The organism is Paenibacillus sp. T2-29 (assembly GCF_052921365.1).
The window spans coordinates 65,332-82,281 of the sequence record NZ_JBREVE010000008.1 but is presented as its reverse complement, the minus strand read 5'-3'; the positions used below and the strand labels follow the sequence as shown (position 1 = coordinate 82,281).

Genomic DNA, 16,950 nt, shown 5'->3' with positions numbered 1-16,950 from the left:
CGGGATCGGCCGTGACCAGGGAGGAAGGTGACAAGATGCAGAAAAAGCATCAAGCGCTGTGGGGCTATCTGTTCATTGGCCCCCAGTTTCTTGGTCTGTTATGTTTTTCGCTGCTGCCCTTGCTGTATGCGTTTTACTTAAGTTTTGTAAATTGGGATGGTTTCGGGGTACCTTTGTTTGTCGGCTTGGACAATTTTAAAGGTCAATTATCTGATCCTGATTTTTGGAAGGCACTTATCAATACGGTGTACTATATGTTGCTGGTCATCCCGGTGGGGATTGTGTTGGCTCTGCTCGTAGCCATCGTGCTCAATAAAGTAAAGGGCAGGGAAATCTATCGCTTGTTTTTTTTCATGCCTGTCGTAACCAGCTCGGTATCGGTTGGGGTCATCTGGATGTGGATACTGAATGGTGAATTCGGCATTTTAAACCACTTGCTGCGAGCGATTGGGATTACAGGCCCAATGTGGCTTACCGATACGCATTGGGTGATCCCATCGATTGCTCTACTTAGCATATGGCTGGGACTGGGATACAACATGGTCATTTTTTTGGCAGGACTCCAGGGCATCTCCAAAAGCTATTACGAGGCAGCCGAAATTGACGGGGCCAGCAAGTTCCAGCAGCTAAGGTATATTACATTGCCGCTATTGTCACCAACGACCTTTTTTGTCACCATCATGATGGTTATTAGCTCTTTTCAGGTATTCGATCAGGCGTTCGTCATGACAAACGGCGGACCGGCCAAAGCAAGCTATACGCTTGTGTATCACATTTACGATCAGGCATTCATAGATTTCACGATGGGAGAAAGTGCGGCAGCGGCGATGATTTTATTCGTGATCATTCTCATATTTACACTGCTGCAATTTAAAATGCAAAAGAGGTGGGTGCACTATGGAGATTAGTTGCAGAGGCAGGATGTTCCTGCGCCATGTGCTGCTCGCTGTCGGCTCTTTAATCATGTTTTTTCCATTTCTGTGGACCATCCTCAGTTCTCTAAAGGATATCTCTCAAATTTTTGTCGTTCCGCCGCAATGGATTCCCGATCCGTTTGTATGGAGTAACTATCCGGCTTCGCTGGAGGCCATGCCCTTCGTGCAGGCGTACATGAATAGCTTTTACATTACGTTTATCATCGTGACAGCAACGTTGATTAGCGCTTCTATGGCGGCGTATGCTTTTGCTAAAATCCGTTTTCCAGGTTCGGATATATTGTTTATTTTGTTCCTCGCTACGATGATGGTGCCTAAGCAGGTAACGATGATTCCGTTATACTTGGTGATGGATCGTATCGGTTGGCTGGATACGCATTGGTCGCTGATCGTACCTGGAGCCTTGTTTAATGCATTTGCGGTGTTTTTGCTCCGTCAATTCGTCATGGGTATTCCACGCGATCTGGAGGAAGCAGCAGTCATGGACGGGGCGGGATACATTCGCATTTACTGGAGTGTCATTCTGCCACTCGTTCGTCCAGCATTGGCGGCGATCGGAATTTTCACCTTTTTGGGTGCCTGGAATAGCTTTCTTGATCCGCTGATCTATCTCAATACACCGGAGAAATTTACAGTTCCGCTTTTGCTCAACAATTTCAAAGGACTATATACCGCCGATTGGTCACTGATGATGGCAGGCACCACCATCTCTGTCGTCCCGGTGCTCATCGTCTACATCATTGCCCAAAAGCAAATTATTGAAGGCATTACCTTAACAGGCATCAAGGGGTAGGGGCGTTTCCCTACTCCTTTTTGTGCGATTTCCGATACTGTAACGGAGTACGCCCGGTGAAATGCTTGAATACACGGCCAAAGTGAGCAATGCTGTCAAAGCCCGTTTTTTCAGCAATGGCGGTCACTTTCCAGTTCGTTTCCTTCAAATACGCCCGAGCCTGCTGGACCCGTACATCTTGAAGATACTCGACCAGGGTAAAGCCTGTGGTCTGCTTGAAAATGCGGCACAGATATGTGCTGCTAATATAAAAATGTCCTGCCAGTTGCTCCAACGACAGCTTCTCGGCATAGTGGGCATGCAGGTACTCAATCACCGAGTACACACGTTGCTGCTGCTCGCTGCGTTCCGGCGCTATGGTGTCAGGAGCCGCTGATTGTATGCGGCGGATTCGGATCAGTAGCTGTAGCAACAGGCTTTGAAGATACATATGACGGTATGCATGCTCTTGATGGTATTCATCCAGCATTTGCTGGAACAGATGCTCCAGCTCGCGTTGTTCTTCCGCGGAGGGGCGAAGCAAAAAGCTTTTTTCAGGCAAAAGCAGGTGGCTCTGATCGCTGGATGGAGTAACAGACGTGGACGAGGCTACAAACGCTTCATCAAAGTTGATTAAAATTCGCTCATGGCTGCCGCTCCCCTTGTTACTCGTACGGTGAAAATCATGTTTGCTTATCCAGATCAGATCCCCCTTTTGTAGCGCGTATACACGCTGATTAATGTAGTAGTAGCGCTCTCCTGCCAGCAGATAATAGATTTCATGCGCTTGATGGACATGGTCGGCAGACATGCTAAAAGGCACCATCCGAAGCGCTTGCTCGATGGCAAAAAGGGGTGTAGCGATCATAGCAGCGTTCTCCTTTATGAAAGCATTCATGAGAATAATATATGCATACTTTTTGGATGAATTCACAATAAAAGCGAAGATTTTGCTCTTTCTTATACTATAAAATATAAGTAATTCATGTAAAGGGTGTGAACCAATTGGCTAAAATCAAATATGCGCTTGTGGGCACCGGAGGAAGAGCTGAATTTTTTTACGGTGAAGTTGTTACCGTTTTCAAAGATACATCAGAGCTGGTCGCGTTCTGTGACGTCAATCAGACGAGAATGGATTATGCCAATCGGCTGTTGCAGGAGAAATACGAACACCATCCGATTCCAACCTATAAAGCCCACGAATTTGACCGAATGATCGCGGAGACGAAGCCGGATATCGTCATCGTCACCACCATTGACCGGGTGCATCATCGGTATATTATCCGGGCGATGGAGTTGGGCTGTGATGTCATTTCCGAGAAGCCGATGACGGTCGACGAAGACAAATGCCAAGACATTCTGGATGCCATAGACCGCACGGGACGGAAGCTGCGCGTCACCTTTAACTATCGCTATGCCCCGCATAATACGAAAATCCGTGAGGTTATCATGGACGGGACGCTGGGTGACATCTTGTCCGTCAATTTTGAATGGCTGCTGAATACCCAGCATGGCGCAGATTATTTCCGCCGCTGGCACCGGGACAAGCGCAATAGCGGCGGTCTGCTGGTGCATAAATCGACGCATCATTTTGATCTGATGAACTTCTGGCTTGGCTCAAAGCCGGAGACGGTATATGCGATGGGCGACTTGAAATTTTACGGCCGGGAGAATGCGGAGCAGCGTGGCGTGACGGAGTTCTATCAACGCGCTTACGGCAGCAAGGCGGCGGAAAATGACCCATTTGCCTTACACTTGGATCGTAACGAACATCTAAAAAACATGTATCTGGATGCGGAGCATGAGGATGGGTACGTGCGGGACCAAAGCGTATTTGGCGACAATATCAGTATCGAGGATACGCTGAGTGTCATGGTGAAGTATCAGAATAAAACGGTAATGAACTACTCACTGAACGCTTATATGCCTTGGGAGGGCTTTATCATCGTATTTAACGGCACCAAGGGACGGATGGAAGTTCGGGTATCCGAGCAATCCTATGTCAATTCCGGTGGCAGCAAGGCAGATGAGGGGGCGTTAAAAGAGAAAACCATCACGATCTATCCTCACTTTGCAGCACCTTACGAGGTCGAAGTAGAGGAAGGCGTGGGGGGACATGGCGGAGGAGATCCAGTCATGCTACGGGATATTTTCGATAAGCCGGCAGAGGATCGGTTTCATCGTGCGGCCTCTCATATCGACGGCGCGTGGTCCATTTTAACAGGCATCGCCGCCAACCGCTCTATGCGTACAGGCCAGCCGGTGAAGGTGGAGCAACTGGTGCGATTATAACGATTGTAAGCTAGGAAGCACCTTTAATAACAAGAAGCCCCTCTATTCAGATGAACAGAGGAGGCTTCTTGTTTGTATTAGATATAAATGCACCTTACATCTTAGGGCACTATATTTTATTATTTATCGGCCTTCAGCTCACGGGTTCCCAGTTGTTGTACAGGACGATGGTTATCGGGAAAAATGGCAGCAAACTGTTTAATTTGGTCTGCCGACATTTCAATAGGCTGTTCCAATACCGTCCAATTCACATGTTCTGTGCATGGCGGGGTAGTCAGCGACCCGTTGTAGCGAACGGAGTGAAGGTCTTTTGGCAGCAGCGCAGCGAGATTTACATCCTCATCCAGAACCGCTTCTTGGGAAATATCTTTCGGCAGTTTGGACCAGATGCGATTAAAAGCCTTGTTTTCTTTGCCGCTTTGAATAAGAACGCCTAAGACGGCTGTGCTTCCGGTGTCGCTTTGATGAACAAAATGAAGCTCCATTTCAGCATTTTTACCATCTATTTGGTGTTCACTTGGATGATGAAAATGAAACTGCTTTAGAGTGAATTTTGTGCCATCCACGACAATATCATTGCTGGGACTAGCTGCATTGACTTGGACGGTGTGTCCATTATTTAGTATGGATACTTTAGTGGTTGAATAATGAACCTGTAGCGGTTGCTGCGTATGCGAAGCTTCCAGATGGGAATGCTCTATGTTGATGGGAGACTGTTCCTGACCATTACCACAAGCGACAAAATCCTTTTCCAGCTCCCCCCAATGCTCGGGTCCTTCATCCCCTTCGTAGGACCAGTGCGGGCTTTTCTGAACAACTGCATGTACGTTGTTAGCGGATGATGATGATGTTGCGCTAGTAGTACTAGAAGTGGCGGATGGTGTACATCCTGTTACCGACAATGCCAAGATTATGGAAAATATGCTGAACAAGCAACCTCTCCAGTGTTTTTTCATGTTTCTTTATCCTTCTTCCAAATAGATTATGTGAAACTTTTTACATTGTAAATTATTGTACAAAGTTCCTGCAAGGGTACAAGGACTTAGGAAAAAGGTAGAACTGGTTGCTTATTATTACCGGGTGTAGAGAGAATAATGGAGTGGTGAAATATTTGTTTGTCCTCTTTGGGGGAAGTAACTATAATAGTGGGGTGTGCATTACAAAATAATTCCATATCCACTCAAAGGAGAGATCTACATGAAAGCAGCGATTGTTACAAAAGACAAGAAAGTTAGTGTAGAAGAGAAACCTTTGCGCTCCCTGAAACATGGGGAAGCGTTAGTCCAAGTTGAATATTGCGGGGTTTGCCACACAGATTTACACGTAAAAAATGCAGATTTCGGTGATGTCACAGGCAGAGTTCTGGGACATGAAGGTATTGGGAAAGTCATTGAATTAGGTGAAGGAGTAACCAGCCTTAAAGTTGGCGATCGCGTAAGTATTGCCTGGATGTTCGAAAGCTGCGGTCACTGCGAATATTGTTTAACCGGACGAGAAACTTTGTGTCGTGAAGTTAAAAATGCCGGATACACGGTAGATGGTGCAATGGCAGAACAATGTATTGTCACAGCTGACTATGCGGTCAAAGTACCAGATAATCTTGATCCTGCTGCTGCAAGCAGTGTAACTTGCGCAGGGGTTACAACCTATAAAGCTGTTAAAGTGAGTGATATCAGACCAGGACAATGGATCGGTATCTTTGGTATTGGCGGTTTGGGTAACCTGGCTGTACAATACGCAAAAAATGTGTTCAATGCTAAAGTTGTAGCCTTTGACATCAGTGATGAAAAACTCGAACTGGCCAAAAAAATTGGTGCTGACTATATTGTTAACAGCATGAAAGAAGATCCAGTCGCCCGAGCTAAGGAATTAACCAACGGTGCTGGTCTGGATGCAACCGTAGTTACTGCTGTTGCCAAAACACCTTTCAACCAAGCCATTGACGTTGTAAAGGCTGGCGCGCGTGTCGTAGCTGTAGGTCTTCCAACTGATAAGATGGATCTCGACATTCCGCGTCTGGTTCTGGACGGCATTCAAGTAATCGGCTCCTTGGTCGGTACTCGTGAAGACCTTAAAGAAGCATTCCAGTTCGCTGCAGAAGGTAAAGTTGTACCTCTTGTACAAAAACGTCCGCTTGAAGACATCAATGAGATCTTCGAAGAGATGGAGCATGGCAAAATCCAAGGACGTATGGTCATTGATTTCACAAAATAACATGATGTCCAATTCGTAACTCTTGGAATTCTAAGAGAGAGAAAGCGCCTGCTGATCTATTGCAGACGCTTTTTTTTACTTTACAGCTTATTCAGAATATTATCCTCCAAAACCGCGGATTTATCCCCGTATTCTTTAATAATATGTCTATCTCCCCAGGCACAAAGTGAATCCAAAATGCTTTTCAAACTACATCCATATTCACTAAGCTCGTACTCCACTTTGGGTGGAACCTGATTATAGCTAATTCGATTGACAATGCCGTCTTCCTCTAATTCACGAAGCTGTTGAGTCAGCATTTTTTGTGTTATAGAAGGCATCATTCGCTTTAATTCACTTGTCCGCATTTTTCCATGGGTCAAATGACACAGAATCACACACTTCCATTTTCCCCCGATTACCTCTAATGTCGCCTCAACAGAGATATTGTATTTTTTCTTTCCCAATGCCGATCCCTCCGTGTATGTCACCAGTAGGGTACTTTTTGGTACCTATATCACTAAAAAGTACGTACTGTTCATAATTGATTGAATAACTCATAATAACATCTGCTGGTCGAAGATTACTATAGATAGGAGTGAAAAACATGTCGCCAGAATCCAAGCGAAGTATCTGGCCATTACTGGCTTTAGCCGTAAGCGCCTTTGCCATTGGGACAACTGAGTTCATCAGTGTAGGACTGCTTCCCCTGATCGCTGAAGACTTGCACATATCCGTAACGATGTCCGCACTAACCGTAACGCTGTATGCATTAGGGGTTACCATTGGGGCACCTGTGTTGACCTCATTAACATCGAGTGTTCCTCGTAAAACGCTGCTGCTGTGGATCATGATTGTATTTATAGCAGGCAACAGCCTTGCAGCGGTTTCTAGCGGAATCACCCTGCTGCTGATTGCACGTGTAATCTCGGCGTTCTCCCATGGGGTGTTCATGTCCATCGGGTCCACCATCGCGGCTGACCTTGTTCCCGATGATCGGCGGGCGAGTGCTATTTCTATTATGTTCTCTGGCTTGACCGTTGCCACCGTCACAGGGGTACCGTTGGGCACCTACGTTGGGCAGCAATGGGGTTGGCGGGCTGCATTTATGGCCATTGTGGTCGTCGGTGTTGTGGCCCTCATTGCCAATCTGATTCTGCTGCCTTCTACGCTTCGAAAAGGAAATAAGACTCCTTTCAGCGAGCAGGTCAAACTGGTTACGAATGGTCGCTTGCTACTTGCATTTATCATTACTGCCTTGGGATACGGAGGCACATTCGTCGTGTTTACTTATTTATCTCCATTACTTCACGACATAACCGGTTTTGGACAAAATACGGTAACGCTCATTCTCTTATTGTATGGAATCGCCATTGCTATCGGGAATGTTATCGGTGGAAAAGCTGCGAATCGCAGACCGCTTTCAGCTTTATTTTATATGTTTCTCATTCAAGCCGTGATCCTGTTTCTGTTATGGTTTACCGTGCCATTTCAAACGGCAGGCCTGATAACGATTTTCTTTATGGGATTGCTTGCGTTTATGAATGTGCCTGGTCTACAGGTATATGTAGTCATGTTAGCCGAACGTTTTGCACCCAAAGCTGTCGATGTCGCCTCTGCTGTTAATATTGCGGCCTTCAACGCAGGGATCGCAATTGGAGCATATGTGGGAGGAATGGTGACGGATTCACTGGGTCTCATGCATACGACTTGGGTCGGTGGGGTAATGGTTTTTGTTGCGGTTCTACTGACAGCCTGGAGTCGTATGCTCGGAAAAAGGGATACAACCGCCTTGGTAGGCTAAAACTTTTAAAAAATAGAGAGGAAGTTACAAAATGACACAAAACCTACAAAGCACAACAACATTGCACAACGGAGTTCGTATGCCTTGGTTTGGCATCGGAGTATTTAAAGTGGAGGAAGGTTCAGAGCTCGTCAATGCTGTAAAGGCTGCTGTAAAGCATGGCTACCGCAGTATAGATACAGCGGCAATCTATGCAAATGAAAACAGTGTAGGACAGGCTATTCAGGAAGCCCTCTCGGAGAATAATCTATCCAGAAAAGATCTGTTCGTCACGTCCAAAGTGTGGAATGCAGATTTAGGCTATGAAGAGACACGAGCCGCTTATGAAGCAAGCCTAGACAAGTTGGGACTGGACTATCTGGATCTATATCTGATTCATTGGCCGGTTCAAGGGAAGTACAAAGAAGCATGGAGAGCTTTGGAGTCCTTGTATAAAGAAGGACGGATTAAGGCAATTGGAGTCAGCAACTTCCAAATTCATCATTTGGAAGATCTCATGAAGGATGCAGAAATCAAGCCAATGGTCAATCAGGTGGAATTCCACCCGCAATTAACTCAAGCCGAGCTGCTGCAATTCTGTCAAAAGAACAACATCCAAATGGAAGCCTGGTCCCCGCTCATGCAAGGCCAATTGCTCGATCATCCGGTACTGCAAGACATAGCAAACAAGTACGGTAAATCGGTGGCTCAAGTGATTTTACGCTGGGATGTACAGCAAGGAGTCGTCACTATTCCCAAGTCCACCAAGGCACATCGAATCGTCGAAAATGCCGATATTTTTGACTTTGAATTGACGCGTGAGGATATGGATCAAATTCAGGCGTTAAATGCCAATCTTCGGGTAGGTCCTGATCCGGATAACTTCGATTTTTAAATTCAGTTCATCATGAACCGCCGTTTCCTTCTTCATGGAGGGGACGGCTTTTTGTGTATGATGAGTTTGGAGCTACAGCAATCCAATCCCGCCATATGGTATTATAGATTTATATAAAATGAGAAGTTTTGGACACTTATGAAAATGAAAATCTCCGGGGGACCTCATGAATAAGACGATTGCAGATATAGCCCAAATGGCTGGTGTATCCAAGAGCACGGTATCCCGTTTTTTGAACGGTGGGTCTGTCAGCCTGGATACGAGACGTAAAATTGAAAAGGTGGTCAAAGCCACGGGGTATGTGCCCAATACCTTTGCCCAGAGTCTAAAGGCAAAACGAACCAACATTATCGGAACCGTCGTGCCACGGCTGGATTCTTTTGCCACATCTCATACGTTAATGGGGATTGACGAGGAGCTGCGTTCCCAGCATTACCAGATGTTGATCTCTAATACGAGTCAGGATGTAAAACGTGAAATCGAAGCGATCTATGAGTTCGCACGGCAAAAAATTTCAGGTATCATTCTGCTGGCTGCTCAAATTACAGACGACCATCTGACCGCGATTCGAGACATCAGTATTCCGGTATTGCTGGTGGGCCAACAACATGAGCAGATCCATAGCCTTATCCATGATGATTATCGTGCCGGATATGATATCGGTGCATATGTCCTGTCACAGGGCCACCGTGAAATTGCCTATGTCGGTGTGACTGAAAGGGATGTTGCTGTCGGTGTGCAACGCAAAGAGGGCTTTAGGCAGGCTATTCGCGATGCATTACCTGCTGCGTGTTGTACGGACGAGGCGATGCGAGCCGCAGGATATGATATCAGATACTATGAAACCGGGTTTAAAATGTCCGATGCACGGATTGCTGCATCCGCCATTTTGGACCAATTCAAACCATCGTTAATGGTGTGTGCTACAGATAATATCGCGCTTGGGGTAATCAACGCGGCTTATTCCAGAGGAATTACCATTCCGTCGGATTTGTCGGTAACTGGCTTTGGGGGATACGATATTACGGAGGTCATTCACCCTGCGCTAACAACTGTTCAATATCCGTATATGGAGGCTGGACGTGTAGCAGCACAAAATATTGTACGGCTGGTAGAACATAAAACGGTAGAGCAAGTGATAGTCATGGATTATTCCCTTATTGAAAGAGAAAGCGTTGACAAACGTTAAACAAGTGGATTATAATTTCTTCGAAACCGGTTCCATTTTACTCTTGCACAATTGGAATCGGTTGCAACTCCATGGATGAGTATTTTTTTTAATCGTATAGGAACCGGTTCCGTTATAATATTTGGAACCGGTTCCCTAAATCTAAGTTTTTAAAAAATGAGGTACACCTATGAAAATGACAAAAGAACAAAAGTATCGATTGATCGAGCAGGCAGAGCCCGGTGAAATAGCGAGCTTGCAGAAAAAGGTGGAGCAATGTCAGTGGCGACAGTCGTTTCATATCCAGCCACCGACAGGTTTACTCAATGATCCGAATGGATTTTCATATTATCAAGGTGAATACCATTTATTTTATCAGTGGTTCCCGCTCGGAACCGATCATGGGATGAAATATTGGTATCATTTGAAATCCAAAGATTTGGTCACATGGCATAGTGCAGGCATTGGCATCACACCTGGGGACGATTTCGACTCGCATGGGGCTTATTCCGGCAGCGCGCTAGAGCATGAGGACAAGTTATACATGATGTATACAGGAAATACAAGAGACGAAAACTGGATTAGACATCCTTATCAATGCATGGCTGTGATGGATGAGAGCGGTCGCATTACCAAGTGGGAGCATCCTGTTATTGACCATGTACCAGAAGGCTATACAGATCATTTTCGAGATCCCAAGCTGTGGAAGGACGGCGATAGTTTCTACTGTGTGATTGGTGCCCAGAGAACGAATTCAACAGGCTGCGCTGTCCTTTATCGTTCAACCGATCTTCATACTTGGCAGTTCGAGGGGGAACTGAACACCGGGCTGGAATCGTTTGGATATATGTGGGAATGTCCAGATTATTTTGAACTGAACGGAGCAGGGGTCTTGGTCTTTTCTCCACAGGGCTTGGAGCCTTCAGGGGACGAAAACCACAACATTTATCAATCGGGCTACGTCATCGGCAAACTGCTGAATACAGAGACAAGAACACTGGAGCATGGCGCATTCCACGAGCTCGATAGAGGCTTTGATTTCTATGCACCACAGACGATGATTGACCCGCAGGGGCGGCGTATTATGGTGGCCTGGATGGGGCTGCCGGATATCGAATACCCGACAGATCCGAACGGATGGGCCCATTGTCTGACGTTACCGAGAGAACTTACGCTTCATGAGGGGAAACTCTTGCAGCGGCCAATCCCAGAACTAACCACATTGCGTAGAAATAGTGAGGATCGGGTAGCTGATACGTTGTCTTCAGAGAGCAAAACCTATGAAGGATTTAAAGGTACAGCGTATGAGCTGATCTGTGAAGTAGATCTTTTGGATGCGAAGGCATTTGGTATCGAATTCCGTGCGAGTGAGACGGAGAAAACGGTGATAAAATATAACGCCGTCAGCCGCAAACTTGTATTGGACCGTTCGCAATCAGGTGAGCCTGTAGCCGCTGAGTATGGTGAAGTGCGGCAGTGTGCATGGGATAAAGATCATATCAAACTTCATCTGTTTGTAGATACATCTTCGGTTGAGATTTTCGTCAATGATGGGGAAGAAGTGTTCACCAGTCGTATTTTTCCGCACCGAGAGAGTGACGAAATACGCTTTTTTGCCGACAAGGGAGAGGCTCTCTTCCAAGCGGTAAAATGGAATTTTACATGAGTAGGCTAATTCATCAAGTGGATCGTTAATCATCAAACATAACGGAATGAACGAGGGGATGAACATCATGGCGGAAAACAGAGAGATAGCTAAAGAAGTGATCGAGGCGATCGGTGGAAAGGAGAATATCGCTTCGTTTGCTCACTGTGCAACGCGCTTACGGATTATGGTGCATGATAAGGAGAAGATTGATCAGAAAAAAGTTGAAGAGATCGACAAGGTTAAGGGTGCTTTCTTCAATTCAGGTCAATATCAGATTATTTTTGGTACAGGAACGGTAAATCGGATTTTTGAAGAGGTTGAAAAGCTTGGCGTGACGGGTTCATCTAAAGAAGAGGTGAAGAGTCAGGCGAAAAAGGAGGGCAACGTCTTCCAGCGGTCCATTCGCACCTTTGGCGATGTGTTTGTACCGATTATTCCAGTACTGGTCGCTACGGGGTTGTTTATGGGACTGCGCGGTTTGCTCACTCAGCCGCAAATTCTCGCTCTGCTCGGTATGACGCCGCAGGATATTTCACCTAACTTTTTATTATATACACAGGTATTAACGGATACGGCTTTTGCCTTTCTGCCTGCGTTAGTCGCATGGTCAGCCTTTAGAGTATTCGGCGGTAGTCCGGTGCTGGGTATCGTTCTCGGTCTGATGCTGGTAAACCCGGCTTTGCCTAACGCGTATAGTGTTGCGGACGGCTCAGCTCATCCGTTGACGATGTTCGGATTCATTCCAGTGGTGGGCTATCAGGGCTCAGTATTGCCAGCCTTCTTCGTGGGTTTGATCGGAGCCAAACTGGAGCGGGCGCTGCGTAAACGGGTGCCTGAAGCGCTGGATCTGATTTTGACACCGTTTTTAACACTGTTGATTATGATCACTTTGGGACTGTTTGCTATCGGTCCAGTATTCCATTCACTTGAAGAATGGGTGCTGCACGGAACAATATTTGTACTTGATTTGCCTTTCGGTATTGCAGGGATCGTCATCGGCTTTTTGCATCAGATTATCGTCGTTACAGGTGTGCATCATATATTTAATTTTCTGGAGATCCAACTGCTTGAAAAGAACGGCGTAAATGCCTTCAATGCTATTATTACCTGCGCAATGGCTGCACAGGGAGCTGCCTGCCTGGCGGTTGGTCTGAAAACGAAGGACAGCAAGCTGAAAGCGTTGGCGCTTCCTTCTTCGTTCTCTGCTTTCCTGGGGATTACAGAGCCGGCTATCTTCGGAGTCAATCTGAGATATATGAAGCCTTTTGTCATGGGTCTCATCGGCGGAGCGGTTGGTGGTTTTATTGCTTCAGTCTTCCATTTGGCGGCTACAGGGATGGCGGTTACAGTTATTCCGGGTACGTTGCTCTACATGAACCATCAGCTTCCGCTTTACATTTTGGCGAACTTGGCTGCTATGGCTGTATCTTTTGTCCTGACTTGGATGTTTGGCTTTAGTGATAAAATGCTGGATAAAGTGAAAACAGCGGGCTCCTCCAAATAATATCATCCAGTCAGCCCAAATACACGCAGATTCATGCGCGTAAGTATATGATAATGGTCGCTTTTACATGAATTCCATGTAGGGCGACCATTTTTTTAATCTATGAAATTCCGCTTCAGGCTATAGATTAGACGATGGAGGAACGTTCATCCAGAAATTCGGACGGGGAACAGCCTGTTAAGCGTTTGAAGATCCGATGAAAATAGGAAACATCGCTATAGCCCACATACTCCGAAATTTCACGAATCGTTAGCCGCGACTCCGTCAACATGTAAATGGCGGTTTTAATACGTTGCGTATGTACATGCTCGCTAATCGTTTGGCGTGTGACCTCACGCAGCAGTGTCGCCGCATAGTTTGGGGTTTTGTGGATGGCGTCGCCAAGCTCTTCTTTGGTTACCTTTTCCCTGTAGTGATTCTGTATATACTGTTTCATATGTTCCACATGCCGCTCTTTATCGCAAGAAATGGCGCCTTTGTCCCATTCCTGGTTCATATAAATCATGGCCTCGGTCAGCAGACAGTCAGCCATCAGAGTATAGTAGCTTGGGTGTTCTGTCCATTGATAATACATCGATTTGATCCGTTCATGCAGCATATCGTAGCATCCTGGTTTGATCAATAACGGCTGCTCTGTATTCAGTATGGGAAGTGCGCTGTTCGTACATGTTTTGCGGCAATGTATCACATACTTGGTATGGAAAAGCGTAGGAATACTCTTACCATAGTAGTTCAGATGGGCGGGTAAAAGCAGTGCTTCACCCTTGCCAAGAATGAACTTGCAATCGTTCACCCAATATACACATTTGCCAAAGGTGACCAAAATGAACAGTAAGTCATCGTGGTCGCTATTTGCGCCAGTCTTTTCATACCAGTCCACACCGTTGTCCTGCCGTATATCCACCAATGTAATCATGAAACTCACTCCCCGATGTCTTCAACATTCACTATACTGTAGTACATTCATCATACTATAGTTCATAGTCTTGGTGCACGGGTACAGGTAGAATAGAAGAATATAAGTTTAATGTAGATAGAGAAGCAAAGTGGAATAGAAGCCATACAGTAAAGACATTCAGGAGGATGACATTACTATGCTTAAAACGAAAATTATTTGTACTATGGGACCTGCTTGTGACTCCATTGATTTGTTAAAAGAAATGATCCAGGCTGGTATGACGGTAGCTCGCTTAAACATGGCTCATGGGGAGCTGGAGGATCATGTTAAACGTATTGAAAATGTAAGACAGGCAGCGAAGGAAATGAATACCTGTATCCCTGTCATGATGGATATTAAAGGACCGGAAATACGGATTGGCAAGCTGAAAGAGGCATCTGTTCTACTGAAGCCAGGCAGCCAGCTCATTCTGACCACGGAAGAGATTTTGGGGGACGAGCATCGTATTTCGGTGAATTACCCAGATATGCCGAAGGATATCAAAGCAGGTGACCGCATTCTCATCGACGACGGTTTGGTTGATCTGACTGTAACCTCCATCGAAGGAACCGAGATGATTTGTAATATCGTAAGCGGCGGTATTTTGAAGCCGAGAAAAGGTGTGAATCTGCCAGGGATTCATACAACTCTTCCAGGCGTAACAGAGCGCGACGTGAAGCACATTCAATTTGGGGTGGAGCAGCGTATCGAGCTTATTGCGGCTTCTTTTGTGCGTAAAGGCGACGACATCCGTGAAATCCGTGAGATTTTGAAGGGACATCATGCCGAGCACGTACAGATTTATTCCAAAATTGAAAATGCCGAAGGCATGGAAAACCTGGATGATATCATCAAAGCTTCGGACGGTATTATGGTAGCTCGTGGCGACCTGGGCGTGGAAGTGCCGATTCAAGACGTGCCTGTGATGCAAAAAGAAATGATCGACAAGTGTAATCTGGTCGGTAAGCCCGTTATTGTCGCTACTCACATGTTGGAGTCCATGCAGGTGAACCCGCGTCCGACGAGAGCTGAAGTTAGTGACGTGTTCAATGCCGTTATGCAGGGAGCTGACGTAGTGATGCTGTCGGGCGAATCTGCTGCAGGTAAATATCCTGTTGAATCCGTACGGACCATGGCTGCGGTAGCTGCCAGTGCAGAATCCCAATTGGATTACCAGGAGCAGTTCGATAAGCGCAGAGCACGCCAAAGCACCAACATTACTGAAGTCATTAGTCAGGGTGCGGTGAGTTCATCTCTGGAGCTGGATGCCAAAGCGATTATTACCTCGACTGCCAGTGGATTCACGGCTCGTATGGTGTCCAAATATCGTCCGAAGGCACCGATCATTGCGGTTACTCCGAATAACACGGTATTCGCTAAAATTTGCCTGTTGTCCGGTGTATTCCCGATTAAAGGGGATAAGGTAGCCACAACGGATGAAATGTTCGAATCTTCCATCCGTAACGCGCTGAATGCAGGTTATATCCATAAAGGAGATACTGTAGTCCTGTCAGCAGGTGTTCCTGTCGCTGAGGCGGGCACTACCAATCTGATTCGGGTATATCAAGCGTAAGTTACATCAAATACAAAAAAAGGCGCTGATCCTCTATGGGTTCAGCGCCTTTTTGATGTTCGGTCGTGTCCTAGGCTTAAAGGCCGAACACACTTTTGGCAACGACTTGTGTCAGTTCTGCCTTATGGGCTTGGTATTGCTCAAGGGTAATGCTCTTATTGGCCAGTCGTTGATCCAACTGCTCCGTCAACTGAGCTACCTGTAAATCAACGATAGCCTGAGCATCCTGATTATTGGTTTGTGCAATATCAGCCAAGGTTTGACCGTTATATAATGCATCATATAATTGCTCATCGGAGGATATACCCAGTGTTTTCAACAAGTCATCATCCTTGGAAGCTTCATTGTCTTGTACATGAAGGGCTCTCTCTGGAGCCAGTGCAGCAGCATTAGCCCGACTTCCCCAAGTGGATGACTGCCCAATAGATAACGCCAGCAACAGTGTGCAGATGACCAACATTCGTTTTCGATTCATAAGTGTAAATCTCCTTTTGTGTTTCATTAAATTTCTGACGGGGTGGAACGGTATATGGATATCCAACGGGAGTGATGTTTATGCCTTTAGCCCATCCGGCCTATGTAGTTACCAGATTCTTAAATACATCATACACGCCCAATCTTAGCGCCAGCTTAATACTCGTTTAAAATAAACTAAAAGAGAAGATTGTAAACAGGTAGCGCTAAAAAAATTCGCAGATGACAAAAAGAGGATATGAAAAAAACCTCCTTCACAAAAGTGAAAGAGGTTTTAGACAACTACATCAAATTACAATTTAGGGTTTTTCCCATACTTATTGTCGCCAGGCTGACTGTCTAGACATGTGAATACAAGCAGCACAATGCTCCCAAAAGGAACCAAAGCGATCAGAATCCACCACCCGGTTTTGCCCGTGTCGTGTAGTCTGCGGAAAAGAACTGCCAGAGACGGTAACAAAACAGCCAAGCCATAGATAAATGACAATACGAAAGGAAGTCCCAAGAGGAAATCCAACAAGTATAATACCAGGCCAGCTATCGCATTGAACAAAGTAAACATCCAGTATTCTGTACGTCTTGCTCTACCTTGAAATCCTACATAGTTTTGCAGCACTTTTAAATACCATTGCATAAATTTTCACCTCCTCATAAAATGTAAATATTTGTATTATAGTCATCATAAAACAGTTGTTTTTAAATATATCGGCAGGTAACATATAGAATTTTACTTGTCAAATTATAACTTTAAACTAGGAATTAAAGCAACACATTTA

General features: G+C 45.8%; 16 protein-coding genes. 10 read left to right on the top strand and 6 right to left on the bottom strand.

Annotated features, from left to right (window positions below):
- The first annotated feature begins 35 nt into the window (after positions 1–35).
- Positions 36–908 carry a carbohydrate ABC transporter permease gene (locus ACU1JV_RS20370; protein WP_413987338.1) on the top strand — a complete coding sequence of 291 codons (873 nt, stop codon included), beginning with the start codon at positions 36–38 and terminating at the stop codon, positions 906–908.
- Positions 898–1,728: a carbohydrate ABC transporter permease gene (locus ACU1JV_RS20365; protein WP_013368954.1), complete on the top strand. Its 831-nt coding sequence runs from the start codon at positions 898–900 to the stop codon at positions 1,726–1,728. The genes ACU1JV_RS20370 and ACU1JV_RS20365 overlap by 11 nt, the downstream gene beginning before the upstream one ends.
- A 10-nt stretch (positions 1,729–1,738) precedes the next feature.
- Here the strand turns inward: ACU1JV_RS20365 and ACU1JV_RS20360 are convergent, their stop codons facing one another.
- The gene (locus ACU1JV_RS20360) at positions 1,739–2,575 is read right to left on the bottom strand and encodes a helix-turn-helix transcriptional regulator (RefSeq protein ID WP_013368955.1); all 837 of its coding nucleotides are present in this window, start codon (positions 2,573–2,575) and stop codon (positions 1,739–1,741) included.
- Positions 2,576–2,712: 137 nt separating this feature from the next.
- Here ACU1JV_RS20360 and ACU1JV_RS20355 point away from each other — a divergent pair, with 137 nt between their 5' ends.
- Positions 2,713–3,999: a Gfo/Idh/MocA family protein gene (locus tag ACU1JV_RS20355; RefSeq protein WP_058831167.1), complete on the top strand. Its 1,287-nt coding sequence runs from the start codon at positions 2,713–2,715 to the stop codon at positions 3,997–3,999.
- Positions 4,000–4,118: 119 nt separating this feature from the next.
- Here ACU1JV_RS20355 and ACU1JV_RS20350 read toward each other — a convergent pair whose 3' ends face one another.
- Positions 4,119–4,955, bottom strand: coding sequence for a carbonic anhydrase (locus tag ACU1JV_RS20350; RefSeq protein ID WP_013368957.1), 837 nt, complete (start codon positions 4,953–4,955; stop codon positions 4,119–4,121).
- A gap of 241 nt (positions 4,956–5,196) precedes the next feature.
- Between ACU1JV_RS20350 and adhP the strand changes: the two genes are divergently transcribed.
- Complete coding sequence (gene adhP / locus ACU1JV_RS20345) at positions 5,197–6,213, top strand: alcohol dehydrogenase AdhP (RefSeq protein WP_013368958.1); 1,017 nt, start codon at positions 5,197–5,199, stop codon at positions 6,211–6,213.
- 80 nt (positions 6,214–6,293) lie between these two features.
- Here adhP and ACU1JV_RS20340 read toward each other — a convergent pair whose 3' ends face one another.
- The gene (locus ACU1JV_RS20340; RefSeq protein ID WP_413987339.1) at positions 6,294–6,659 is read right to left on the bottom strand and encodes a winged helix-turn-helix transcriptional regulator; all 366 of its coding nucleotides are present in this window, start codon (positions 6,657–6,659) and stop codon (positions 6,294–6,296) included.
- A gap of 140 nt (positions 6,660–6,799) precedes the next feature.
- On the opposite strand from ACU1JV_RS20340, the gene ACU1JV_RS20335 reads away from it, so the two are divergent.
- The 5 genes from ACU1JV_RS20335 (at position 6,800) to ACU1JV_RS20315 (ending at position 13,190) form a co-directional block, all read left to right on the top strand.
- The gene (locus ACU1JV_RS20335; RefSeq protein ID WP_264217733.1) at positions 6,800–7,996 is read left to right on the top strand and encodes an MFS transporter; all 1,197 of its coding nucleotides are present in this window, start codon (positions 6,800–6,802) and stop codon (positions 7,994–7,996) included.
- A gap of 31 nt (positions 7,997–8,027) precedes the next feature.
- The gene (locus ACU1JV_RS20330) at positions 8,028–8,870 is read left to right on the top strand and encodes an aldo/keto reductase (protein ID WP_413987340.1); all 843 of its coding nucleotides are present in this window, start codon (positions 8,028–8,030) and stop codon (positions 8,868–8,870) included.
- Positions 8,871–9,036: 166 nt separating this feature from the next.
- Positions 9,037–10,059: a LacI family DNA-binding transcriptional regulator gene (locus tag ACU1JV_RS20325; protein WP_413987341.1), complete on the top strand. Its 1,023-nt coding sequence runs from the start codon at positions 9,037–9,039 to the stop codon at positions 10,057–10,059.
- Between the two features lie 169 nt (positions 10,060–10,228).
- A complete protein-coding gene (locus tag ACU1JV_RS20320; protein WP_413987342.1) occupies positions 10,229–11,704 on the top strand; it encodes a glycoside hydrolase family 32 protein in 1,476 nt (491 codons plus the stop codon).
- Between the two features lie 67 nt (positions 11,705–11,771).
- Positions 11,772–13,190, top strand: a complete 1,419-nt coding sequence (locus ACU1JV_RS20315; RefSeq protein WP_013368965.1) for a sucrose-specific PTS transporter subunit IIBC — start codon at positions 11,772–11,774, stop codon at positions 13,188–13,190.
- Between the two features lie 127 nt (positions 13,191–13,317).
- Here the strand turns inward: ACU1JV_RS20315 and ACU1JV_RS20310 are convergent, their stop codons facing one another.
- A complete protein-coding gene (locus tag ACU1JV_RS20310; protein ID WP_413987343.1) occupies positions 13,318–14,106 on the bottom strand; it encodes a helix-turn-helix domain-containing protein in 789 nt (262 codons plus the stop codon).
- Positions 14,107–14,284: 178 nt separating this feature from the next.
- Between ACU1JV_RS20310 and pyk the strand changes: the two genes are divergently transcribed.
- Complete coding sequence (pyk, locus tag ACU1JV_RS20305; RefSeq protein WP_413987344.1) at positions 14,285–15,700, top strand: pyruvate kinase; 1,416 nt, start codon at positions 14,285–14,287, stop codon at positions 15,698–15,700.
- A 76-nt stretch (positions 15,701–15,776) separates the two neighbouring features.
- Here pyk and ACU1JV_RS20300 read toward each other — a convergent pair whose 3' ends face one another.
- Positions 15,777–16,175 (bottom strand): hypothetical protein, encoded by a 399-nt coding sequence (locus ACU1JV_RS20300; protein ID WP_025674361.1) that lies wholly within the window; start codon positions 16,173–16,175, stop codon positions 15,777–15,779.
- A gap of 291 nt (positions 16,176–16,466) precedes the next feature.
- Positions 16,467–16,808, bottom strand: a complete 342-nt coding sequence (locus ACU1JV_RS20295; RefSeq protein WP_264217729.1) for a DUF805 domain-containing protein — start codon at positions 16,806–16,808, stop codon at positions 16,467–16,469.
- Positions 16,809–16,950 lie beyond the last annotated feature (142 nt).